This window comes from Peribacillus simplex (assembly GCF_001542915.1).
Taxonomy (GTDB): Bacteria; Bacillota; Bacilli; order Bacillales; family DSM-1321; genus Peribacillus; species Peribacillus simplex_B.
Genome location: NZ_LNNH01000012.1, coordinates 258,936 through 281,838, shown reverse-complemented (window position 1 = coordinate 281,838; position 22,903 = coordinate 258,936). Strand labels below are relative to the sequence as shown.

27 protein-coding genes are annotated in these 22,903 nt (G+C 47.3%); 23 read left to right on the top strand and 4 right to left on the bottom strand.

Annotated features, from left to right (window positions below):
* Positions 1 to 24 precede the first annotated feature (24 nt).
* The 19 genes from AS888_RS06485 (at position 25) to AS888_RS06395 (ending at position 17,545) form a co-directional block, all read left to right on the top strand.
* Positions 25 to 990: an ABC transporter substrate-binding protein gene (locus tag AS888_RS06485; RefSeq protein ID WP_397251020.1), complete on the top strand. Its 966-nt coding sequence runs from the start codon at positions 25 to 27 to the stop codon at positions 988 to 990.
* Positions 953 to 2,020, top strand: a complete 1,068-nt coding sequence (locus AS888_RS06480) for a FecCD family ABC transporter permease (protein ID WP_061141349.1) — start codon at positions 953 to 955, stop codon at positions 2,018 to 2,020. Before AS888_RS06485 ends, AS888_RS06480 begins: the two co-directional genes overlap by 38 nt.
* Positions 2,013 to 3,485 (top strand): heme ABC transporter ATP-binding protein, encoded by a 1,473-nt coding sequence (locus tag AS888_RS06475; protein ID WP_061141348.1) that lies wholly within the window; start codon positions 2,013 to 2,015, stop codon positions 3,483 to 3,485. Before AS888_RS06480 ends, AS888_RS06475 begins: the two co-directional genes overlap by 8 nt.
* Complete coding sequence (gene cbiB, locus AS888_RS06470) at positions 3,482 to 4,447, top strand: adenosylcobinamide-phosphate synthase CbiB (RefSeq protein ID WP_061141347.1); 966 nt, start codon at positions 3,482 to 3,484, stop codon at positions 4,445 to 4,447. The genes AS888_RS06475 and cbiB overlap by 4 nt, the downstream gene beginning before the upstream one ends.
* Entirely contained in the window at positions 4,422 to 5,495 is a 1,074-nt protein-coding gene (gene cobD / locus AS888_RS06465; protein WP_081092334.1) for a threonine-phosphate decarboxylase CobD, read from the top strand. The genes cbiB and cobD overlap by 26 nt, the downstream gene beginning before the upstream one ends.
* Complete coding sequence (locus AS888_RS06460; RefSeq protein WP_061141346.1) at positions 5,468 to 6,043, top strand: bifunctional adenosylcobinamide kinase/adenosylcobinamide-phosphate guanylyltransferase; 576 nt, start codon at positions 5,468 to 5,470, stop codon at positions 6,041 to 6,043. The genes cobD and AS888_RS06460 overlap by 28 nt, the downstream gene beginning before the upstream one ends.
* Positions 6,040 to 6,831 (top strand): adenosylcobinamide-GDP ribazoletransferase, encoded by a 792-nt coding sequence (gene cobS, locus AS888_RS06455; protein ID WP_061141345.1) that lies wholly within the window; start codon positions 6,040 to 6,042, stop codon positions 6,829 to 6,831. Before AS888_RS06460 ends, cobS begins: the two co-directional genes overlap by 4 nt.
* On the top strand, positions 6,801 to 7,406 hold the full coding sequence (locus AS888_RS06450) for a histidine phosphatase family protein (protein ID WP_260320136.1): 606 nt from the start codon (positions 6,801 to 6,803) through the stop codon (positions 7,404 to 7,406). Before cobS ends, AS888_RS06450 begins: the two co-directional genes overlap by 31 nt.
* Positions 7,358 to 7,786 carry a bifunctional adenosylcobinamide kinase/adenosylcobinamide-phosphate guanylyltransferase gene (locus tag AS888_RS06445; protein WP_061141343.1) on the top strand — a complete coding sequence of 143 codons (429 nt, stop codon included), beginning with the start codon at positions 7,358 to 7,360 and terminating at the stop codon, positions 7,784 to 7,786. Before AS888_RS06450 ends, AS888_RS06445 begins: the two co-directional genes overlap by 49 nt.
* Positions 7,787 to 7,800: 14 nt before the next feature.
* Positions 7,801 to 8,385 carry a cob(I)yrinic acid a,c-diamide adenosyltransferase gene (locus tag AS888_RS06440; RefSeq protein ID WP_061141342.1) on the top strand — a complete coding sequence of 195 codons (585 nt, stop codon included), beginning with the start codon at positions 7,801 to 7,803 and terminating at the stop codon, positions 8,383 to 8,385.
* A gap of 1 nt (position 8,386) precedes the next feature.
* The gene (locus tag AS888_RS06435) at positions 8,387 to 8,881 is read left to right on the top strand and encodes an ECF transporter S component (protein ID WP_061141341.1); all 495 of its coding nucleotides are present in this window, start codon (positions 8,387 to 8,389) and stop codon (positions 8,879 to 8,881) included.
* Positions 8,878 to 9,573, top strand: coding sequence for a hypothetical protein (locus AS888_RS06430; RefSeq protein ID WP_061141340.1), 696 nt, complete (start codon positions 8,878 to 8,880; stop codon positions 9,571 to 9,573). The genes AS888_RS06435 and AS888_RS06430 overlap by 4 nt, the downstream gene beginning before the upstream one ends.
* 336 nt (positions 9,574 to 9,909) lie before the next feature.
* Complete coding sequence (gene gntK / locus AS888_RS06425; protein WP_061141339.1) at positions 9,910 to 11,448, top strand: gluconokinase; 1,539 nt, start codon at positions 9,910 to 9,912, stop codon at positions 11,446 to 11,448.
* A gap of 80 nt (positions 11,449 to 11,528) precedes the next feature.
* Positions 11,529 to 12,005: a Cys-tRNA(Pro) deacylase gene (ybaK, locus tag AS888_RS06420; RefSeq protein WP_061141338.1), complete on the top strand. Its 477-nt coding sequence runs from the start codon at positions 11,529 to 11,531 to the stop codon at positions 12,003 to 12,005.
* Positions 12,006 to 12,096: 91 nt separating this feature from the next.
* Positions 12,097 to 13,215, top strand: coding sequence for a PRK06851 family protein (locus AS888_RS06415; protein WP_061141337.1), 1,119 nt, complete (start codon positions 12,097 to 12,099; stop codon positions 13,213 to 13,215).
* Positions 13,216 to 13,357: 142 nt separating this feature from the next.
* Positions 13,358 to 14,227, top strand: coding sequence for a Cof-type HAD-IIB family hydrolase (locus AS888_RS06410; protein ID WP_061141336.1), 870 nt, complete (start codon positions 13,358 to 13,360; stop codon positions 14,225 to 14,227).
* Positions 14,228 to 14,254: 27 nt separating this feature from the next.
* Complete coding sequence (locus tag AS888_RS06405; RefSeq protein ID WP_061141335.1) at positions 14,255 to 15,352, top strand: PQQ-dependent sugar dehydrogenase; 1,098 nt, start codon at positions 14,255 to 14,257, stop codon at positions 15,350 to 15,352.
* A gap of 548 nt (positions 15,353 to 15,900) precedes the next feature.
* Positions 15,901 to 16,323 (top strand): MarR family winged helix-turn-helix transcriptional regulator, encoded by a 423-nt coding sequence (locus AS888_RS06400; protein ID WP_061141334.1) that lies wholly within the window; start codon positions 15,901 to 15,903, stop codon positions 16,321 to 16,323.
* A 16-nt stretch (positions 16,324 to 16,339) separates the two neighbouring features.
* A complete protein-coding gene (locus tag AS888_RS06395) occupies positions 16,340 to 17,545 on the top strand; it encodes an MFS transporter (RefSeq protein ID WP_061141333.1) in 1,206 nt (401 codons plus the stop codon).
* Positions 17,546 to 17,677: 132 nt separating this feature from the next.
* On the opposite strand, the gene bshB2 is transcribed toward AS888_RS06395, so the two are convergent.
* The 3 genes from bshB2 to pdxK all read right to left on the bottom strand — a co-directional run bounded on the left by bshB2 (position 17,678) and on the right by pdxK (position 19,720).
* On the bottom strand, positions 17,678 to 18,343 hold the full coding sequence (gene bshB2 / locus AS888_RS06390; RefSeq protein WP_061141332.1) for a bacillithiol biosynthesis deacetylase BshB2: 666 nt from the start codon (positions 18,341 to 18,343) through the stop codon (positions 17,678 to 17,680).
* A 77-nt stretch (positions 18,344 to 18,420) separates the two neighbouring features.
* Positions 18,421 to 18,768 (bottom strand): YojF family protein, encoded by a 348-nt coding sequence (locus AS888_RS06385; RefSeq protein ID WP_061141331.1) that lies wholly within the window; start codon positions 18,766 to 18,768, stop codon positions 18,421 to 18,423.
* Between the two features lie 124 nt (positions 18,769 to 18,892).
* Entirely contained in the window at positions 18,893 to 19,720 is an 828-nt protein-coding gene (gene pdxK, locus AS888_RS06380; RefSeq protein WP_061141330.1) for a pyridoxine/pyridoxal/pyridoxamine kinase, read from the bottom strand.
* A gap of 356 nt (positions 19,721 to 20,076) precedes the next feature.
* Between pdxK and mobA the strand changes: the two genes are divergently transcribed.
* From mobA to AS888_RS06360, 4 genes are read left to right on the top strand one after another with little or no spacing between them, the layout of a single operon-like run.
* Positions 20,077 to 20,712, top strand: coding sequence for a molybdenum cofactor guanylyltransferase (gene mobA, locus AS888_RS06375; protein ID WP_061141329.1), 636 nt, complete (start codon positions 20,077 to 20,079; stop codon positions 20,710 to 20,712).
* Positions 20,702 to 21,166: a molybdenum cofactor biosynthesis protein MoaE gene (locus AS888_RS06370; protein ID WP_061141328.1), complete on the top strand. Its 465-nt coding sequence runs from the start codon at positions 20,702 to 20,704 to the stop codon at positions 21,164 to 21,166. Before mobA ends, AS888_RS06370 begins: the two co-directional genes overlap by 11 nt.
* A complete protein-coding gene (gene moaD, locus AS888_RS06365) occupies positions 21,159 to 21,392 on the top strand; it encodes a molybdopterin converting factor subunit 1 (protein ID WP_061141327.1) in 234 nt (77 codons plus the stop codon). Before AS888_RS06370 ends, moaD begins: the two co-directional genes overlap by 8 nt.
* A gap of 23 nt (positions 21,393 to 21,415) precedes the next feature.
* Entirely contained in the window at positions 21,416 to 22,435 is a 1,020-nt protein-coding gene (locus AS888_RS06360; RefSeq protein WP_061141812.1) for a ThiF family adenylyltransferase, read from the top strand.
* Positions 22,436 to 22,512: 77 nt separating this feature from the next.
* Here AS888_RS06360 and AS888_RS06355 read toward each other — a convergent pair whose 3' ends face one another.
* A complete protein-coding gene (locus AS888_RS06355; protein WP_061141326.1) occupies positions 22,513 to 22,833 on the bottom strand; it encodes a YflT domain-containing protein in 321 nt (106 codons plus the stop codon).
* Between the last annotated feature and the right edge of the window lie 70 nt (positions 22,834 to 22,903).

Sequence of the window (22,903 nt, the reverse complement as noted above, 5' to 3'; positions counted from 1 at the left end):
ATGAAATGATTGTGGGGAATGAACGTGAAGAAGATTTTTGGCCTGATACTGGTGATGGTGCTGACGGCTGGCATGATGGTTGGCTGCAGCGGCACGGCCGATGAAGGAAAAGGAAAGCAGCAGACGAATCAGGCTACACAACAAGCCTTCCCGGTTACGATTAAAGATGCAACGGGCGAAAAGGTGACGATAGAAGAAAAACCGAAGAAAATCGTTACGTTGATACCAAGCAATACGGAAGTGGTCTTTGCGCTTGGTTTAGGTAATAAGGTTATTGGCGTGTCCGACAATGATAATTACCCGGAAGAAACGAAGGATATCGAAAAAGTGGGCGGCATGGAGATGAACACGGAATTGATCGTATCCTTGAAGCCCGATCTTGTTCTTGCCCATGCATCGAGTGCCCATAATTCGAAGGAGGGGCTCCAGCAGCTTAAGGATGCGGGAATAGATGTGCTTGTAGTCAATGATGCCCAAAGCTTCAATGAGGTGTACAAATCCATTGATATGATCGGGATGGCAACAGGCGAGCAAGCTAAGGCAAAAGACATCATCACGGACATGAAAACGAAGCTGAAGGTTATTTCCGAGAAGGCCAAATCGGTAACGGAATCGGAAAGAAAGACCGTTTTAGTGGAGGTTTCGCCGTCCCCGGATATCTATACACCTGGTAAAAATACATTCATGAATGAAATGCTTGTGATGATCTCAGCTGATAATGCTGCAGCGGATGTGGATGGCTGGGCCAAAATGGATGAAGAGTCGATGATTGCAGCCAATCCGGATGTCATCATTACGACTTATGGTTATTACACAAAAGACCCGGTAAGTGGAGTGACGGGCCGAAAAGGGTGGCAAGACGTAACGGCGGTTAAGAATGCCCAAGTCTTTGATGTCCATTCCGACTTGGTGACCCGTTCAGGTCCACGTTTAATAGAGGGAGTAGAGGAACTTGCCAAATCAATCTATCCGAACGTATTTGACAACTAAATGGGCGCTTGCTTATTTGCTTGCGTCATTGTTTTTACTTTTTGCCAGTACGATCGGCATCTCATTCGGTTCGGTGTCCGTACCGATCCCCGTACTTATGCAAATAATCGGCAAGGAGATTTTTCATTTGCCGATTTCCGCTGATCCCGATGTGATGCTGACGAATATCGTGATGAACATCCGTTTGCCGCGTGTATTGCTTGCTGGTTTGGTCGGGGCATGCTTGGCGATCGCGGGTGCGGCATTTCAGGGGCTGCTCCGGAATCCGCTTGCCGATCCCTACACGCTCGGGATATCGTCAGGAGCATCAGTCGGGGCAGTGGTGACGTTATTCCTGAATATATCACTCCCGTTCATCGGCTTATATACGCTTCCTGCATTGAGCATCTTATGTTCCGTGATTACGATTTTTTGTGTGCTGACATTCGCAAAAAAAATGGATCGATCGATGAAGGTCGAAACGATCATTTTGACCGGAATCATCTTCAGCTCGTTTTTAAGCGCCTTCATATCCTTGATGATTGCGTTGACGGGGGAGGAATTAAGACAAATCATCGGCTGGCTCATGGGCAGCGTGTCCATGCGCGGGTGGAATTATATCGGAATCATTCTGCCGTTTTTCATCATTGGCTCGTTGATTCTGATCATGAATACGAGGGAATTGAATGCGATGACCTTCGGGGAGGACCGGGCAAAACATTTAGGTGTCGACGTGCAGAGGCGGAAAATGTGGATCCTGATCGCGGGCTCGATATTGACGGGCGCAGCGGTTGCCGTTTCAGGCACGATCGGCTTTGTAGGGCTGGTGATTCCCCATTTGGTCCGGAGGATATGGGGGCCAGATCATAGGCATCTGCTTCCGTTATCATTGCTGGTAGGAAGCGGGTTCTTGATTTTGGCAGATCTTGTGGCACGGACGATCATCGCCCCGTCGGAACTGCCGATCGGGGTCATCACCTCACTGATCGGGGCACCTGCATTTGCCCTCATTTTATTAAGGAGACGGAGAGTGGGTAGGACGGATGCTTGAAGTTAAAGGGTTAACAGGTGGATATGATAACAAAAGCGTTTTGGATTCCATCTCTTTCGACGTTCAAAAAGGAGAACTATTCGGGATCCTCGGTCCAAACGGCAGCGGAAAAACGACGCTGTTGAGTATGCTCAGCGGGGTGCTCGCTTACAAGCAAGGAAGCATACGGATCAAAGGAAAAGATTTGCAGGATTATTCGGCAAAACAGCTTGCACGGGTCATTGCGGTGCTTCCTCAACATTCCTCGTTAGCTTTTTCGTATACGGTGAAGGAAACGGTCTCGCTTGGGAGGTACGCCCATCAAACAGGCTGGTTCCACAGCTGGTCTGAGGAGGATGAAAGGATTGTCCAACGGGTGATGAAACAAACGGGAGTGGCCGAATTCCAGGATCTTCATTTCGAACGGCTATCAGGAGGGGAGAGACAGCGGGTCTTGCTGGCCCAGGCGCTGGCCCAGGAGCCTGAAGTACTTTTTTTGGATGAGCCGACGAACCACTTGGATCTATCGTATCAAAAGGAACTTCTTGATTTGATGAGGAAGATGGCAAAGGAGCAGGAATTGACCGTCATATCGATTTTTCATGACTTGAATCTGGCTGGATTATATTGTGATCGGCTCTTGCTGCTTGCAAAAGGGAAAATCCAAGCCCTTGCTGCCCCTCATGAAGTGCTTCAACAGGACCTGATCCAGGAAGTCTATCGTACGACGATCGAAAAGCATCCGCATCCTGCACTTCCGAAGCCGCAAATGTTCATCGTTCCCCAAAAGCATGGCAGCGATTACGAACCATTCGAAATCAATGAATCCCATTTGACGGTCGGGCGGGAGATGATCCGGTTGAATGCCCCCAATCCCCTTAGAACGATGTCTTCTGGAGTGACTGGATCGGGGATGGGCTGGCATCGATATTTCGTGAATAGGCACGTCCATCACGATTATGATTGCGCCGACCATCTTGCGGAAATGGCGGATTATTTAAAAGCCAATAACATCGATCCGCAGGAAACGGTAGGGATGATGACGGCAGTCTTCCTTGATACGGCTGCCTTCCAATTAGTAAAAGCGGAAGGTTTCTCGGTTTTCATCATCGTGACGGCTGGAGTCGGCAATGCGATCGACGCTTCATTAGCGGACCGCCACTCCTGGAGTTCTGCGCCAGGGACCATCAATACATGGATATTCGTAAATGGCCACCTGGCAGAAGAAGCGTTCATTCACAGCATCGTTACCGCGACCGAGGCAAAAGTAAAAGCGCTTCATGATTTGGAGGTTCTGGACAAGGTGACGAACACCTATGCGACAGGGACATCGACCGATAGCATCTCGATTGCAGCGACACAAAGAGGGGAGAAGCTTCAATATGCAGGAACCATCACCCCGCTAGGGAAGCTGATCAGCCGCGGAGTATATGATTGTACCGCCGAAGCAATAAGGAATAGTCGTAAACGGAATGAGGCATTATGATCTATCATCACCTTTTTGCCGTTACGCTGGCGTTTTTCCTTGATTCGATAATAGGAGATCCGCCGAATTGGCCGCATCCAGTCAAATGGATCGGAACGATGATAAGCAAGCTCGATCGCACATTCAATGAAGGCGTACATAAGAAACGAAATGGACTGTTCATGCTGGCTTTCGTCTTGACGACGGTACTATTGCTTACAGGTCTGTCGGTTTATTTGGCCTATCTTATCCATCCGCTGGCGGGAATCATTTGGGAAGCTGCCGTGATTTCCACTACGATTGCCCAAAAGGGTTTGAAGCAGGCTGGAATGGAGGTGTGCCGTCCGCTGAATGAAAGGGATTTTCCTGAAGCGCGGCTTAAGCTTTCCTATATCGTCGGCCGTGATACCGACATGCTTGATGAGTCCGAAATAGTCAGGGGCACTGTTGAAACCGTAGCTGAAAATACGAGTGATGGAGTAACGGCCCCGTTGTTTTGGGCAGCGGTTGGCGGGGCGCCGCTTGCGATGGTATACAGGGCAATCAATACGTGTGATTCGATGGTTGGCTACAATAATGATAAATATGGCCAATTTGGCTGGGCTTCGGCAAAGCTCGATGATATCGCGAACTACCTTCCCAGCCGTCTCACTGGATTTTTGATGCTAGTATGCTCGAAGTCTAGCCATCATGATCTTCAGGCCAGATGGAGGATCTTATTCAGTGATGCGAAGAAACATCCAAGTCCGAATAGCGGCTGGTGTGAAGCAGCCGTAGCGGCGATTTTGGGTGTGCAGCTTGGCGGGCTCAATATGTACAAAGGAGTAGTTTCTGACCGGGCGCGCATGGGTGTTCCGCTTGTTCCGCTGGAGGCAAAACATATACCAAAAACGATTGCCATCATGCATCGATCGTCTTTTCTATTTTTACTGATGCTTTGGCTGGGGGGAATTGCATTTGAAATTACCATCTCATGGTTCTAATCCACATTATCTTTACGAAGCGCTGGAAATCGAAATGCCTGGATCGATCATCGATTTCAGCGCAAACATCAACCCATTGGGACCGCCTTTGCGAATCAAGGAACGATGGTCCGGTTTTTTTGAAGGGGTCATGCATTACCCGGACCCCCATGCCGTTGAACTGACAAAAGCGATTGCAGAGAAAGAAGCGCTTCCCATGGCATCGGTTTTGGTAGGGAACGGTGGTGCAGAGATCATCATGTTGGTGGCCAGCATTTTGACCGATCGGAAGGTGTTGATCATCCAGCCGGCTTTTGCGGAATATGAGCAAGCTTGTTTGGCAGCTGGTTGTGAGGTCGACTTCCACCAGCTTGATGCTCCTGATTGGCAGCTGGATGTGGCTCGCTTGATTCCGAGATTACGTGAATATGATGCGGTTTTCCTCTGCACTCCCAATAACCCGACGGGCGTGTCATTTGAACGTGGGGCTGTGATGGAATTGATCAGCGAATGCCAAAAAGCGGATTGCCTGGTTGTCATCGATGAGGCGTTTTATGATTTTACCGAGGACGCCTTTACGTATGCGCCATTAATCAACCGATTTCCACATTTGCTTGTTCTAAGGTCGATGACGAAAATCTTTGCGATTCCGGGCTTGAGACTAGGCTATTTACTTGCCGAATCGAACATCATCAAGACGGTGAAAAGCTATAAACCGCATTGGAGCGTCAACCAAGTCGCATTGGAAGTGGGCAGAATCTGTCTAGAAGAAGAGGCATATATAAGTGAAACAAGAGAATATATTCAATCACAAAAACAGAAACTATCCCGGTTTTATCGGGAGCTTGGAGTAACAGTCTCCGACAGCACGGTCAATTTTTACTTACTGAAAGATGAAACGCTCTCTTTGTTTCCCTTTTTGCTGAAAAGAGGAATCGTCCCGCGTCATACCGATAATTTTCCCGGGGTGGACGGAATGTGGCTCAGGTTTGCAGTGAAGGATGAACGTGATAACGAGGCGCTGATGGAGGGGGTAAGGCAGTGGAAAAGGCAAGGCTCTGCTTTGTAACTGGCGGTGTCCGCAGCGGGAAAAGCAGTTTTGCAGAAAGAAAAGCGCTGGAATATGCACGCCTGATGGAGGGGAACTTGCATTACCTCGCCTGCGGGCGTGGCAGTGATGCTGAAATGGGGGAACGCATCCTAAGGCACCAAAAAGACAGGCAAAGAAGCCCGATCGCTTGGCAGACCTCTGAATATGCAACGGATATTACTAGAATCGCAGCGAAAATAGATTCCGATTCCATCATCCTGCTCGATTGCCTGACAACCTTGCTCGATCATGAACTTTTCGGTCCTGGAGTTCCGCTTGAAGCGGAATTTTTACATAGCATTCAGGCAAAAATCATCAGCGCCATCGATGAGCTAAGACAACAATCGGGCTGCTTGATCATCGTCAGCAATGAAGTGGTCCAGGAACCGATTTTCCAAAATGAATTGCTGCATATATACGGAAGGATGCTTGGCAAGCTCCATCGAACGATCGTAGGACAGGCGGATGAGGCGTATCTTGTTGAATCGGGGATTCCGTTGCAGATGAAGGGAGGAAAACAGGCATGAACGGATGGATCGGATTTTTAATCAACCTGCAGTTCTTTACGGTTTTTCCAATCAAAAAGCAGCTTCCGATGGAAAGGAAATATATGCACCGGGCCATTCAAACCTTTCCCTTGGTAGGCCTTTTACTAGGTGTGATCATGGGCGGAGCCTTATATGTGCTAGTGGAGTGGACGCCGTTTTCATCCCTTGCGATTGCCTTTTTCCTTTGGTTTTTGACAATTGCGTTATCGGGCGGCCTGCACCTTGATGGTTGGATCGATGCTAGCGATGCTTTTTTTTCCTATCAGGATAAAGAGCGCAGATTGGAGATCATGAAGGATTCGAGAACAGGTGCATTCGGTGTCATCTCCGTCATCGTACTTTTGGCCGCGAGATTTCTCTTCATCTATGAAATCGTCGAACGGGCCAATGAATGGACTTACTTCTTGATCATCGCTCTGCCGCTCTTGAGCAAATGCGTGATGGGTTATTTACTGATCCGGATGCCGCTTGCTAAAGAAGAAGGGCTGGGCGCATTTTTTCAACAGGCGGTAAAGAAGAGCAGTTTACCCATATACGGACTGTATCTCCTTGCGAGCCTGGCCGCGGCCTTGGTCATCGATGTTAAGCTTGTTGCCCTACTTGTTATCATGTGCTTGGCAGCGCTACTTTTCCTGCTTTATCTCAAACGTAAAATCAACAGCTGGTTCGGCGGGATAACCGGGGATGTCTTGGGGGCATCCGTGGAAGGGGTTGAGCTTTGGTTATGGCTGATTCTGTGGCTATTACACTACTTCGCCATGGGCTGACAGTAGCGAATGAGCGAAGAGCCTATCTAGGCTGGAGCGATTCACCTTTAAGTGCAGAAGGAGAGAAGCAAATTCAGGCTTTAAGGGGTTCTTACCCCATGTACGAAAAAATCCATACGAGCGATTTACCTCGTTGTGTGGAAACGGCAAGGCTGCTGTTTCCGGATGCTGAAATTATCAAAAACCGCTCCTTCCGCGAAATGAACTTCGGTCATTGGGAAGGGCGGACATACGATGAATTGAAGCGTGATGGCAACTATCTGGATTGGCTGGAACACCCGATGGAGGCCATGGTGCCTGGCGGGGAAAGCTACCCGGAATTTTCGGAACGGGTCCGAAATGGCTGGAACGAATGGATGGCCGATGAGGAAGGCCCTTATGTTTTAATGACCCATGGCGGGGTGATCCGGGATTTATTGGTCCGCTTTGCCCCGGTGGAGAAGGCTTTTTTCGATTGGGGCATATCCCACGGCAGGGGCTATGAGCTGATTTGGGAGGACCGGAACAGTTTAAGGAGGGGTGAGCGATGCACTTTGTTACAGGCGGTGCCTATAATGGAAAATCTGAATGGGTAAAGCGGGTGTATGAACTGGAGAGTGAGGTCCTGTGGCTTTCCGGTTATCAAAAAGAACAGCCCCAACGATTCGATTTCCAAGGCAAGACCGTCGTATTGCAAGGCTTGGATGGCTGGATTCAGTCGGATGCCAGAAAGATGGCGGCTGATGCAATTCGCGAAAAATGGCAGGAAATCATCGCCGACTGGCGAATATGGGAGAAGGTAAGGGATGAACGCAGCTGCATCGTCATCGGCTCTGACCTATCCAAAGGAATCGTGCCGATGGAAGCAACCGATCGTCGCTGGCGTGATGCCTGCGGCTGGGTCTATCAGGATGTGGCATCCTTATCGAGCCGGGTTGATATCATCTGGTATGGAATTAACCAGCGAATAAAATAGAGGAGGCAATTGGAATGAAAATCTATACACGTACAGGAGATAAAGGACAAACGAGCGTTATCGGGGGGCGCCTTGACAAGGACGACATCCGGGTCGAGTCATATGGAACGGTCGATGAGGTGAATAGCTATATCGGCCTTGCGGTGGCTGAATTGGACGCAGCGCTATTTGCCGATGTACTGGCAGATCTCGAGAAGATCCAGCATGAGTTATTCGACTGCGGCGGCGATTTGGCGACGGTCTCCGAGAAGGCCCCGCAAAAGCTGACGGATGAGGCGATTACGTATTTGGAAGAGCGGATTGACGCGTTCATCGCCGAAGCGCCGGAATTGGAAAAATTCATTTTGCCAGGCGGATCGAAAGCGGCAGCAACCATCCATATCGCCCGTACGGTTACTAGAAGGGCGGAACGATTGGTCGTTTCCTTGATCAAGTCGGGCGCAGCCGTCTCCCCTTTATCGCTTCAATATTTAAACCGTTTATCGGATTACTTCTTTGCGGTAGCACGTGTCATCAACTTCCGGCTAGGTGTGAAAGATGTGGAATACATCCGCAGTGCAAATGTATTCCGTGGAGGGAAAAGAAAGGAAAAGGAGTAACATGGACGTAAGAAGAATCAGTGTGATCGCTTTATTCATTGCCTTATCCGCCGTGGGGGCGATGCTCAAAATCCCTTCCCCGATCGGCAGTATCGCCTTGGACAGTTTTCCGGCCCTTTTGGCGGCTGTCATCCTCGGCCCGGTATCGGGAGCGCTCGTAGCGGGACTTGGACATATCATTTCAGCGTTCATCGGCGGCCTGCCATTGGGGCCATTTCACTTTTTGATCATGGCTGAAATGGCCGTGCTCGTATGGATGTTTGGCGTTTTATTCATACAAGGAAAAAAACTGTCCGCCTATTTCCTCTTTTTTATCGGCAATTCATTCATTTTGGGCCTGCCGTTTGTGTTTCTGGTCAGTCCCGGATTCTATATGCTGACAGTGCCGGGATTAACAGCTGCATCGGCGATAAATATTGCCTTGGCGGCCCTTTTACTGCCCCGCTTGCAGCCTATCTTGAGAAAATCGATTCTTAAAGATGGATCGATATCATGAGTGATTCCTTGGTTTTGCCATTCTCCGAATCGGAATCATTGATACTATCAAGTGACAATAGTGGCGGAATAGGACTGAAGGAAAACGATTTTGTTCAGGTTCCATATGAAATCGTCGGCTATTATTCCTTCAGGGTGGCCGTCATGGAATGCTTAAGCGTTGGCGGAATTCCCATATCGGTCGTCCTCCATAATTTTTGCGGCGATGAAGCTTGGGAGGGCTTGAGCAAAGGTATCATGCAAGGCTTGGACGAATTGGGTCTGGATCTTCCGATTACGGGAAGCACGGAAACGAACATGCCGCTGCTTCAATCGGCTCTTGGTCTCATCGTCCTTGGCAAGCGAAGGAATGACCTGGCAATGCAACCAAACCATTCACGGAAAATGGCCCTCATCGGCAGGCCGCTCGTCGGGGAGGACGTGCTGAAACAGCAAGAATGGGTTGCCCCTCTATCCTTATATAAAAGTCTTTGTGAGCTTGAAGGAGTGGAGGCGCTTCCAATCGGATCGAAGGGAATCGCCTATGAATGGAAGCACCTGGACCGAAGCGGGGAAGGTGTTCCCGATTGTATAAGCAATAGAGTCGATATCGAAAAATCATCCGGCCCATCCACCTGCTTCCTTCTTGCTTATCCCTTATATTTGGAGGAAGAAATCAAGCGTAAAGCAGGGCCTCTTTTTATTGGTGAATGACAGCACTTCAGAATAGATGGGGCATCGGGTTTAGTTCATCATGAACGGATTCACTGCTCCTTTTTTCATTGAAATTGCGAGCCGCCTCTAAAAAATGATAGATATGGATACTCTAGTAAAGCGGTTCAGGGATCACTCATCGTGTTATCCAGATCGGATCCGTAATGCCCGTCCTTCTGCAGCGTGTGTTAAGATGAAATTATTGGTATTAAATGAAGGATATTTCACAAATGAAAAAAATCTTAATGGTTGTGGACTCGATCATAGCAATCGTTCCACAGCTTCCATTTTTACTATTGAATTCAATCGTTTAAGAGGAAGGAGCATGATGTTAGTATGGCAGGTTATATGATGGGCATCGATATCGGCACGACAAGTACGAAGGTCGTTCTTTTTTCAAAAGGGGGGGAGGTCGTCCAATCATGTTCGAAAGGATATCCCCTTCATAGCCCTACCCCGTCCGTTGCTGAACAAGACCCCGAGGAAATATATAAAGCGGTCATCCTGGCGATAGCCGAAGTGATGATAGCAAGTGAAGTGGGCAAGGACGAACTGGGCTTCCTATCATTCAGTTCAGCGATGCATAGCTTGATCGCCATGGGGAAGGACGGCAGGCCGCTGACGAATAGCATGACTTGGGCAGATAACCGAAGTGTTGCTTATGCAGAGCAATTGAAGGCCTCGGAACAAGGGATGCAATTGTATCATCGGACAGGGACCCCCATTCACCCGATGTCCCCGATTACGAAAATCATGTGGTTAAGAAACGAGCATCCGGACATTTTTGAAGATACATACAAATTCATCGGAATCAAAGAATATATCTTTTATAAATTCTTCAATGAGTATGTGATGGATCACTCGCTAGCTTCCGCAACGGGTATGTTCAACTTGAATGAGCTGAAATGGGATGAAGAGGCACTTAGCATTGCCGGAATCGATGCGGACAGGCTGCCGGCGCTTGTCCCGACAACACAGGTCCTTTCTGGCTTAAGTACGGAATTGGCCGCAGCCATGAACATTCAGGAAGGCACCCCGTTCGTGATCGGTGCGAGTGATGGCGTACTTGCCAACTTAGGGCAAAATGCCATCAAGCCAGGGGTCCTGGCAATCACGGTCGGCACGAGCGGTGCAGTAAGGACCGTCAGTGATCGCCCGCTTACTGATCCAAAAGGCAGGACCTTCTGTTACGCTCTTACTGAAAATCATTGGGTGATCGGCGGGCCGGTCAATAACGGGGGCATCACCTTCCGCTGGGCTCGAGATCAATTTGGCCGTGTCGAAATTGAAAAAGCGAAGGCTTCCGGACTGGATTCTTATGAAATTTTGACGGATATGGCCTCGACTATTGCACCTGGATCGGATGGGCTCATTTTCCACCCGTATATGGCTGGGGAGCGTGCGCCATTATGGAGTGCCGATGCAAGGGGCTCCTTCTTTGGATTGGCCCTTCACCATACACGTGATCATATGGTCCGGGCGGTACTCGAAGGCGTGATGTATAACCTCTATAGTGTCCTCCTTGCTGTAAGGGAACTGGCTGGCGCACCCGAGAAGATCCATGCAAGTGGCGGGTTTGTCCGCTCGAAGCTGTGGCGTCAAATCATGGCTGATGTCTTCAATCAGAACGTGACGATCCCTGAAAGCTTTGAAAGTTCTAGCTTAGGGGCAGCCGTGCTTGGGCTTTATGCTTTAGGGGAAATCGAAAGCCTCGATGAAGTGGAAGGGATGATAGGCGATACGGATGAGCTTGTGCCGATCGAGGCTAACGTTAAAGTTTACGAAGAGCTGATGTCGATCTATTTATCCGTGAGCAGGCAATTGGAGGCTGACTACAGCCGCATTGCCGAATTTCAAAGACGCCATTTGGAATGAACGTGAAGGAAAGGCACAGCTGCATAAGCACTGTGCTTTTGTTTTTGATAAGATGGTAAAAAAGATAAGGGGAATGTCATATGGGAGCCAGTAAAACGAATGCAATGCGAATTCTTGATAACCATTCAATCGAATATGGGATGATGAGTTATGATGCACGTGATGGAAAGATCGATGGAATTACCGTCGCCGAAAAAATCGGAAAGGCGCCTGGAAGCGTCTTTAAAACGCTCGTTACCCATAGCGGGCCGCAGCAGCTTTATGTTTTTGTGATTCCAGTAGCGGCCGAACTGGATATGAAAAAAGCGGCCAAGGCGGCAGGAGCGAAAAAAATGGAAATGCTCGCCGTCAAGGACCTTCAAAAAAACACCGGCTACATACGGGGGGGCTGTTCACCGATCGGCATGAAAAAGCAATACCCGACCTTCATCGATGAAAGTGCATCGAACTTGTTTGAAATCATCGTAAGCGCGGGGAGGATCGGCACCCAGATTGTCCTGAATCCGGCAGATTTCCTCGAAATCACGCAGGCGGAGTCCGTCGCTCTTATCAAATAGGACAATGGCATCCTTGGGCATTCACCTATTTGATTTTTGCCGCATACGCTGTCTTGAAGATCACATTTCTATTGTGAGGGAGAGTGTGGAAGTGACGGGAAAAGTGATGCATTATTTCGCCGGCGGCAATACCGCTAAAGGTTTTTATAGTTTATATGATTCGAATTTGGCAGGTTTGGAAAGATTATTCATTTTAAAAGGCGGACCTGGTTCGGGAAAATCGACCATCATGAAAAAAATCGGCCAGGAATGGCTGGATAAAAACTTTGATATCGAGTATTTACATTGTTCTTCCGATAATGATTCCATCGATGGGGTCATCATACCGGCTTTGAAAATCGGTCTTGTGGATGGGACCGCTCCGCATGTGATTGAACCGAAGGCACCAGGGGCTGTAGAGGAATATGTCAATTTGGGGTCAGCCTGGAATTCACAGCAGCTCGCTTCGGAAAGAGCGTCCATCATAAGGCTGACGAATGCGAGAAGCAAAAGCTTCGAGAAGGCCTATGCCCTTTTCTCCGAAGCATTGAAGATACATGATGAATGGGAGGACATCTATAAGGCAAACATCGACTTCGCTAAATTGAATGGGCTGACCAATAAATTGATAGAAGGCTTTTATCGAGATATCGTCCTTAATAAGAAGGCGGATGTTCGTCATCGTTTTTTAGGTGCCGCCACGCCAAAGGGAGCGGTCGATTTCATACCGAATATCACGGAGGGCGTACAGAAACGCTACTTTTTAAAAGGGCGTCCCGGTTCGGGAAAATCGACGATGCTGAAAAAGATTGCAAAGGCTGCGGAGCAAAGGGGCTTCGATGTGGAGGTGTATCATTGCGGTTTCGATCCGCATAGCCTGGACATGGTCATCGTCCGCGAGGTAGGTATCGCCATATTCGACAGCACAGCTCCTCATGAATATTTTCCGAGCTGCGAAGGTGATGAGATCATCGATATATATAAAACGGCGATCCTGCCGGGAACGGATGAAATTTATGCCGATCAGATCAAGGATGTTTCCTCCAGGTACAGGGAGAAGATGAATGAAGCGACGGCAAGCCTGGCCAAAGCAAAAGAGCTGCATGACGAACTTGAAAAAATTTATGTGAAAGCCATGGACTTTACTGCGATAGATGACATTCGTAGTGACATTCATGAACAGATCATTGAACGGGCGCAGGCGATTGACAGCCAAACGATCCTGCATTAAAAAATTGAACTGCACCTCTCCTTATCAGGTGCAGTTTATTTATATTTTTTCGATCAATATTCACTGCAAGGTTGTAAAACGTGTTTATCGACGCTCTTTCGGTTAGAATAGGGATTATATTGTAATAAAGGAGCCGGTTAAATTGATAAAGACGATTGCGATTGACATGGACGGAACATTATTAAACAAAATGCAAAAGGTCAGTGTGGAAAATAAAGAGGCGATCCAGAAGGCACAAAGAGAAGGGGTGGAAGTGATCATCGCCACTGGGAGATCATACGTCGAAGCAAGGTTCGCTTTAGATGAAGCGAATATCGATTGCCCTGTCATCTCTGTGAATGGGGCGGCCTTGTTCACAAAGGAAGGAAAGATTGCCGCTTCGAATCCAATGTCTGCTGCCACTGCAAAAATGGTCGCTGAAATCCTTGAGGAACAAGGGATTTATTTCGAAATTTATACGAGCCAGGGGATTTATTCCAAAAATTACGAAAAATCAATATCCGTTTTGGTGGACATATTCGTAACGGCCAATCCCGAGATGGATGCCGAGAGAATGAGGAAATTCGCAGAGGAGCGCTTGCAGCTTGGACAAGTTACATCGATCTCCGACTATTCCGAGCTATTCAGCCATTCTAATGTGGAATATTATAAAATCCTCAGCTTCTCCAAAGATTTAGATTTATTGAATCAAGTTGCTTCGAAATTGAACGGGCAAGGTGGAGTCACCGTCACCTCATCAGGACGTGAAAATGTGGAAATCATGAGTACGGAAGCCCAAAAAGGTACGGCGCTCGAAGCATATGTGAAGGAAAAATCCGGTTCCATGCAGGAAACGATGGCCATCGGCGATAATTATAATGATGTATCCATGTTTGAACGGGTAGGCTTGGCTGTCGCCATGGGAAATGCCCCGCTCGACATTCAAAAACTGTGTGATGAAGTGACAGGAAAGAATGATGAATCAGGTGTAGCGCAGGCAATATTGAAGGTGCTCAAACAGTCAGCCTATTAAACTCACGAATCGAAGGGGGAAAGGCGTTTGAAAAGATGGCTTCTATATTTCCTTATGGCTGCATTGACTCTGGCAGGTTGTAATGGCAAAGAAGAGGACAGCAAAACCGATCCAAAGCCTGATAAAGAAGTGGCGGGCACGCTTGGTCAAGATCCTGAAGTACTCGTGACGAATCTGCATTCTCCATGGTCGATCCAAAAGGTTGGGAGTGCGATGTATGTTTCAGAACGGACAGGCTCCATCGTGGAATGGAACAAGAGCAAGCTGACACGGCAACCGGTCGAGCTTAAGAAAACATTATCTTCAAAAGCGGAAGCTGGATTGCTTGGTTTTTTATTGACGCCCGACTTTTCTGAAAGCAGGCGAGCCTACGCCTATTATACGTACGAAGATGGCAGTGGGAATTCCATCAACCGAATCGTCTCCCTGCAAAAGGACAATGATAAATGGCTGGAGCGAGAAACGTTAATCGATGGAATACCAAGCGGTGACTACCATCACGGCGGACGCCTCAAGCTTGGCCCCGATGGCATGCTATACGCAACAACAGGGGATGCCAAGAAACCGGAAATCGCACAAGATACTGTTTCATTAGGCGGGAAGATTTTGCGCATGAATCCAGACGGCACCATTCCTAAAGATAATCCTTTCGCAAATTCGTACGTCTATTCGTATGGCCATCGCAACCCGCAAGGACTGGCCTGGGATGATGCCGGGAAGTTATATGAAAGCGAGCACGGAGAGTCCGCTCATGATGAAATAAATGAAATTGATCCAGGCAAGAACTATGGCTGGCCAGAGATTGAAGGTGATCAGCAAAAACCGGATATGATCAATCCATTGATCCACTCAGGCGAAAACACTTGGGCCCCCTCCGGACTGGCCTATTTTGATGGGAAGCTATTTATTGCAGCCTTAAGAGGTGAATCGCTTAAGCAGTACGATATCAAGAGCGGCAAAATGACGGATATCATCACGAATGCCGGGCGGATTCGCGACGTCTTCGTGGATGAAGAATTCCTATACTTCATAAGTAACAATACGGACGGACGAGGAAATCCCGATGAAAAAGATGATAAACTTTATCGTCTGCCCCTATCCCAATTAGAAGGAAATATGCCCTGAAGGATTCAGGCCCCCGCTAATAGAGGCAGCGAAAAAATGCCCGCAGTTGTGCGAACGCTTACCTACACCGATTTTTATTGTTACACGTGAAGCCCTCGCCCAATGGCGGGGGCTCCTGCTGCTGCATGAATCGGTGAGTAACGCGCTGAAATCGTGAAAAAAAGCAGTAGTCATGCGGAGAAACCGCGTCAAATTGATGAGCAACGCCAGAAATTGGCGCGAAACAGCAAACGTGTTAAAAGCGATATCTTTCCGAGAACCCGCCTCACATTTCGAGGCAACGCCCAAATTGGCGAGTAAAAGTCCCAAATTCGCCGAGTGAATTCCCGATATTCGCAAGCAACTACCCTGAAACCGCCCCGAACCGACAATGGTTATCGTCTGCCGAGTAACCATCCCGAATCATCCGCAATCAGCCTAAACGAACATTTGATCACGAACCTGCTGTTAAGTTGTGTTCAGGGCTCGGATTCTTCGTTTGGAGGCTGGACTTTAATAAAGAAATATTGTATAGTTACCTAGGTAACTACTTTACAGGAGGAATACCTATGCCCTTCCATGATGGGTTTTTTCATCAAAATTTACAGTTCTCGAGGTCATTTACAAAAAAGTTGAACGAACAATTGGCTAAGGTTGATCTTTTTCATTCTCAGTGGTTGATTGTTTTTTATTTGAATCAATATGGGAGTTCGACGCTTGTGGAAATCAGCAACTATCTCGATGTGGAGAAGCCGACGGTTACACGGACGGTGAACCGTTTGGAGGAACGTGATTTAATCGAACAAATACCCGGGAAAGATAAGCGGGAACGGAGAATACAGTTAACGGAGTCCGGTAAAAGGACTTTTCAAGAGGCCAAAAAAGTGGTGGAGGAATTTGAGCACCAATTATTGAGTGGTATGGCCGAAGAGGATCTTGAGGTAACGCAAAAAACCTTGAAATTCTTGAAGGAAAAATTAAAACAATTGTAAGGAAGAAGGATTTTACATGAATCAAAAACCAAAGCTGTGGACGAAAGATTTTCTGATTGTGTCGTCAGCGAACTTTTTTCTCTTTTTAACTTTTTATGTGTTGATGGTGACATTGACGATTTACACGATCGATCAATTCCATGCGTCTCAAGCCCAGGCGGGACTCGCTTCAAGTATTTTTGTCCTTGGGGCTGTGCTGGTCAGACCGGTTGCCGGGAAGAAAATTGACCAGGTCGGCCGCAAAAAAATGCTTTTTGGTTCCTTGATTTTATTTTTGTTAGCTTCGATTGGCTATTTCATGGTCAATGGTTTGTTTCTTCTATTGATCGACCGGCTTATTCACGGTTTCGCTTTTGGTCTTGCGACGACTGCAACCGGAACGATTGCCGCAGATATCATTCCGAATGAAAGGCGTGGGGAGGGGACAGGGTATTTTGCGATGAGTACAAACTTGGCCATGGCTTTCGGTCCGTTTATCGGTTTGCTGATCACCCAGCATTTTAGTTATTCAATCATCTTCTATGCTGCCTCGGTGTTTGCCGCATTTGCTTTAGTCGCTTCGTTGTTCATGAATGTGCCAGAAGGCGAAAAGGGCAAAGTTTCATCACGAAAAGGGTTTAAGATCAGTGATTACTTTGAAAAAAGTGCCCTGCCGATTGCCATTTTCATCGGATTTGCCGGATTTACTTATTCGAGCATCTTGTCTTATTTAACATCGTTTGCAAAGGAAATGAATTTGATGGATGCCGCAAGCTTTTTCTTCGTCGTATTTGCCGTATTCCTGCTTGCGTCGCGACCGTTTACAGGACGGATGTTTGATGTGAAGGGGGAGAATGCGGTGATTTATCCGGCCTTGATTTTTTATGCGGTCGGCATGGTCATCCTCAGCCAATCCCATCATGGAATCACGCTTCTGGTAGCCGGTGCTTTTATCGGTGTTGGGTATGGTACGTTCCAATCAAGCTGCCAAGCGATTTCCATCAAGGAGGCACCGTCAAATCGGATGGGTTTGGCCACTTCCACGTTTTTCACCATGTATGATTTCGGGATTGGGGTTGGCCCGTTCCTATTGGGTTTCCTTATCCCATTTACCGGATTCAAAGGGTTATTCATCGGCATGTCGATTTTCTCATTCATACTTATCGGAATTTATTTCTTGGTACATGGTAAAAAAGCCTCGAGCAGAAAGAAACTGCAGGCGGAAGAGCGGATGTCTGCTTAAAGTATAAAATGAAAAAATGGGGGCATGCTAGTTATATGATTGATTTTCCAAAGTATCCCCCTTTCTCCGCCTGTATATAACAGGCGTTTTTTTTATGCCATAAACAAAGAAACCGCCTAATGGGCGGTTTCTTCAAAATTTATAGGTCCATAATCGTTCTTTGCGTATCCACTCTAGGAAATCGGCATCCTGATTTTCGAATTTTTCCTTCCAATCAAGTACCATCGCCTCCGTTTGGGAACGGTGAGCCGTAACGGCAGCAACTTTTTTCTCTTCGACCGCAGTGATATCATGGATGATGTCAGGTTGCCCTAACTCTTGGATGCAGTTGTTGGAGAATGCGACACAATGAAGTTTTGGACGTTTCGTTTCCTCGATTCTTTCCACGGCACGAACCACGGCCCTCGCCGTCGCTTCATGGTCAGGATGGACGCTGTATCCTGGGTAAAACGTGATGATCAATGATGGATTCAATTCATTGATGGCATCGGTAAATATGGACGTCAGCTTTTCATCATCCTCGAATTCTATCGTCTTATCACGCAAGCCGAGCATGCGTAAGTCTTCAATGCCGATCGCATTTGCTGCATCGATCAATTCCTTTTTACGGATTTTGGGGAGCGATTCTCTCGTTGCAAATGGCGGATTGCCTAAATTACGTCCCATTTCTCCTAGTGTTAAGCATAAATAGGTAACAGGTGTGCCCGCTTCTCTATGGATGGCAACCGTACCGGAAACCGAGAAGGCTTCATCATCGGGATGTGGGAAAATGACTAAAACATGACGTTCTTTTTCCAAGGTATATTTCTCCTTCCGTTTACTTACATTGAGTATGGTTAAAGGTAAATGGGAATGGGATTAAAGGTATGTCAGGATCATTCAAAGGGTGTGGGACTGAGCTGCATGGAGACGGCAAGCTTTCCGGAAAAATCAAGACCTGCGACTAGCAACCTTCCTTGTTCATCCACTTCGAAGTGGTTTACGCCTTCTGCATATACCCAGCCGATATTGAGCTTTAAGCCGATGCGGTAGGGGCCGTCCCCAACGATCTTGCCATGTTCATATTGTATAAGAGCGTTACGAATATAAGCACCTGCCGAAAAGAAGGCTTCATCTACATGAGTGGCATAGGCACCATTTGTCGTTTCCAGGTGAAGATATACATCTTTTCCGGCGAAAGAATCAATAGCATTTTGCACCTCGGTGCGGTCTATAGGTTTCATTCTATAATTTCCTCCTTAACTGGGCGGCTAGATAAGCTTTTCCTTCTTCCCATTTTACTAAATAAAATCAAAAAAAGCGAAAAAGGCCGCTCGATGAATTGGAGCGGCCCGTAAACGTGATGATTTATTTTTGTGTGGTTTGCGCATTTCCATATTTATGGTATGCCCCATGGTTGACCGGTCCTACATAGTCATTCATCTTCCAGGAATGGCGAACCGCTTCTGTAATGAAGTCTTTCGCGATGTGGATGGCCTCTCGCGGGCTTTTTCCTTCAGCCAGCTGCGCTGTAATCGCCGCTGATGATGAACAGCCGGCACCATGTGTATTGGTTGTTTCGATTTTCTCGGATTCAAGGATTTCAAATTCTTTTCCATCATAGAGAAGGTCGATGGCTTTATCAAGATCAAGCTTATTTCCACCCTTGATCAAGACATATTTTGCACCAAGTGCATGTATTTTTTCGGCGGCAGCCTTCATATCATCGATCGTTTTGATAGGCGCCGTCCCTGCTAATTGGGCAGCCTCGAAAAGGTTAGGCGTCACTACCGTTGCACGCGGAACGAGTAGATCACGCAGAGCCACGGCTGTTTCAGGGTGCAATACTTCATCCTCACCTTTGCATACCATAACTGGGTCGATTACGACTTTGTCCAATTTCAACTCGTCAATTTTACGGGCAACGAGTTCGATGATTTCAACTGAACCGAGCATACCTGTTTTCATGGCGTCAATTCCGATTGATAGAATCGTTTCGATTTGGGCCTCCAAAACATTTACTGGTGTAGGGAATACATTATGGGACCAGCCATTCTTAGGGTCCATCGACACGATTGTCGTTAAAGCGGACATACCGTAAATGCCGAATTCTTGAAATGTCTTTAAATCAGCTTGAAGACCTGCTCCGCCGCTGGAGTCAGATCCAGCAACTGTCATAGCTTTTTTCATAGTCATTATGTGACCTCCTCAGGAGAATTAGATATCGATATTATCATCATACCAGGTAATATCCTATTTTTAGAATATACCAAAATTTATTTTATGTAAAACTTAGTTGTTTCCCCGTCTGCGGGCCTGAAAATGAGGTAAAGTGTGTGCCTCTGATGGGCACTTTTCATAAGTGTATCATATCGCATTCCGTTTATCGGAAACCAGGATTCCAAGATGTGATCCAATCAATCTATGGTGTCATTATTCTCGAAGTTGCATTAAACTATTTACATACAATGGATGCTTTTTTGGGATACATAGTAGGTATAGCATTACCGTAGTAGGCTCGATTAAACCGAAAAAAGGGAAGGATGATGCGGATGGAATCGACGATGTTGCTTCTAGCTGGTGGAAAATCAAGCCGGATGGGCGAGAATAAGGCATTACTGACAATAGCTGGCGATGTGAACATTTCAAGAGTGGCATCCGAACTGAAAAAGGTGTCCGATAACGTGTTGGTCATTACGAATACATTCGACGATTATCGTTTTCTGCAACTTCCGTTAATTGCTGATTTACATAAAGATCATGGACCGCTTGGCGGCTTGCATGCAGGTATGACTGCCTCGCAAACTCAGCTGCACTTCCTTGCAGCCTGTGATATGCCCTTTGTGAGTGCCACTGTCATTCATGAATTGATGGCCAATTACGAGCCTTCATTCGATGCGGTCATTCCGGAGATAAATGGGCGGCTCCAGCCTCTTTTTGCGGTTTATCACAAAACCTGTCTCCCTGTACTGACGGAGTGTTTGATGAGCCGGGAATTGAAAATGAGCCGTTTTCTGGAGAAGATCTCGGTGAAAATCATTAGGGAAAAAGACTTTAAGCTATATCACGAAAACCCTGAATGTTTTCAACACGTATTCTTCAATATGAATACGAGGGAGGACTATCAAGAAGCTGTCCATATTAAGCAAACGGAATGGGATATAAAGGGTGGTAGAGATGAATTATAAAATTTCAAAGGATCCGATCGTCATTCAGGAAGTGATTGATAAAGTAGTAAAACGAAATGCAGGTGCCGTCACGACCTTCATTGGGACGGTACGGGAAATGACCAAAGGCAAAAAGACCTTATTCTTAATTTACGAAGCCTATGAACCGATGGCGATCAAGAAATTAGAGCAAATCGGTGCGGAGATCAAGGAACGTTGGCCTGAAGCGGAAACGGCGATCACCCATCGTGTAGGTAAACTCGATATTACGGATATCGCAGTCGTCATTGCCGTCAGTACGCCGCATCGAAACGATGCATATGAGGCGAATCGGTATGCGATTGAAAGAATCAAGGAAATTGTCCCGATTTGGAAGAAGGAACATTGGGAAGATGGGGAGACGTGGGTCGGGAACCAGTTGGAGACCTTACCATATCCATCAGGAAAACCGAAGGAGATGGACATCCATGATTAACGTGCTTTTATTTGCCCAATTGAGGGATGAATCAGGAAAAGAGTCCATTTCTATAGAAGGAAATGGCTGGAGTGTGGACGAGCTGAAAAGAAAATTGAAGGCGGACTATCAATTAGGGAGCCTTGAAACCGCAATGACGGCAGTCAATGAAGAATTTGCCGATGATGACACGATCTTATCGGACGGGGATACAGTGGCCTTCATTCCGCCTGTAAGCGGGGGCTGAGCGAATTGGATAAGGTGGGCGATGTGAAAGAACGATATTCCAGGCAAACGTTATTTGCCCCGATCGGTGAGCGGGGTCAATTGGAAATCCAAAAGAAGCATGTTTTACTCCTGGGGGCAGGCGCATTGGGGGCTGCAAACGCCGAGGCCCTTACCCGTGCGGGAGTAGGGAAAATCACCATCGTGGATCGGGATTATGTGGAGCTTAGTAATTTACAGCGCCAGCAAATGTATACGGAACGGGATGTCGAAGAGAGGCTGCCAAAGGCTGAAGCCGCAAAGCGTCATTTACTCGAGATCGATCATGGAGTGGAAGTGAATGCCCTCATCATGGACGCAACCGCGCAAAACCTGGAGCAGCAGCTTGGCGGGGTTGATTTGATATTGGACGCAACCGATAATTTTGAAACTCGGATGATCATTAACGATTTGTCACAAAAGCTTCATATTCCATGGATTTATGGGGCATGCGTCGGCAGTGTCGGCATGGCCTTGACGATCCTTCCCGGAAATACGCCTTGCCTGCACTGTTTGCTTAAAACGATCCCCATTCAGGGCATGACCTGTGACACGGGGGGCATCATATCACCGGCGGTCACGATGGTGGCGGCCCACCAAATGGCCGAGGCTTTGAAAATCCTTTCAGGGAATCGGGAAGCGATTCGTCCGGCACTCGTTATCTTTGATCTGTGGCGAAGTCAATACCAATCTGTGAAATTAACAAAAGCGAAAAAGAAAGATTGCCTTTCTTGCGGCGAGCAGAGATCTTATCCTTTTTTAACCGGAGATAACGCAACGAAAACAGCGGTCCTTTGCGGAAGGGATACTGTGCAGGTCAGACCGCCCAAGCCAGTTAAGCTCCAGCTCGAGAAGCTGGCAAAAGGTCTGGTTGGAAGTGGCTATGCAGTGAAATTCAATCCTTTTCTCCTCTCCTGCGAAAAAGAAGGAGTGCGGATGGTCATTTTTGAGGATGGCAGGGCGCTGATACACGGTACGAAGGATATGATCCAAGCAAAGGCAGCCTACCAAAGTATACTAGGATAATGAATAGCAAAAAACGGGGCCCGTTGATGGGCCCCGTTTTTTATATATAGGGTAAATGCTACCTTATGTCTGTTGAATTATTTAGAAGCGACGATGACGACTTTTCCTTCGTCAAGCACTTCCTCGTAACGTTCTGCTTCCATGTCGCTAAGGCCGAGGTTGCTCATGCGGTTACGAAGCTCGTCTCCACGTGATTTAAAGAGATTGCCAACCGTATCGAGGAAGCCCTGTTCCTTCATTCCTACATCTTCCGTATTCGTATTCTCGGTAAGGTGCTTCGAACGGGTTTTGTCATGAGCGAACAAGTAAACATCGTCCTTCGTATATCCTGAAGTGACTAACTCGTCGATTTTTTCCTTTGCTTGTAAACCGTTTTCTACTACATGTACTTGATACATATAAACTCCTCCTTGAATTATAATGTAAGATTCTCCGGAATATAGGTAAATGGAATCTTGTTTATCGTGA